The organism is Aliirhizobium wenxiniae (assembly GCF_019511445.1).
Lineage (GTDB): Bacteria > Pseudomonadota > Alphaproteobacteria > Rhizobiales > Rhizobiaceae > Neorhizobium > Neorhizobium wenxiniae_A.
The window spans coordinates 1-255 of sequence record NZ_JAEUAN010000132.1; the positions used below are offsets into that span (position 1 = coordinate 1).

Below are 255 nucleotides of genomic sequence, written 5' to 3' on the forward strand. Positions count from 1 at the left end.
TGCGATCCTGCTCGAACGGGAACAGACCTCGCGTCGCCAGAAGCGCTTCGAGGCAAGAGCGCGTGCTGCCAAGCTCCGCCATGACGCTCAGGTCGAGAATGTCGATTTTCGCGCAGCACGCGGTCTCGATCGTAATCTCTTCCTCAAGCTTTCCACCTGCGACTGGATCAGGCAGCGGCACTCCTTGCTATTGATCGGGCCGGCCGGCGTCGGCAAAAGTTGGCTGGCCTGCGCCCTTGGCCACAAGGCATGCCG

The 255-nt window shown here is 62.4% G+C and carries 1 protein-coding gene; it reads left to right on the plus strand.

Translation table 11 applies throughout. From position 1 onward, the window contains the following. Window positions 1-255: ATP-binding protein (locus JNB91_RS31920; protein ID WP_220329144.1), on the plus strand; the 255-nt coding region annotated here is incomplete at both ends.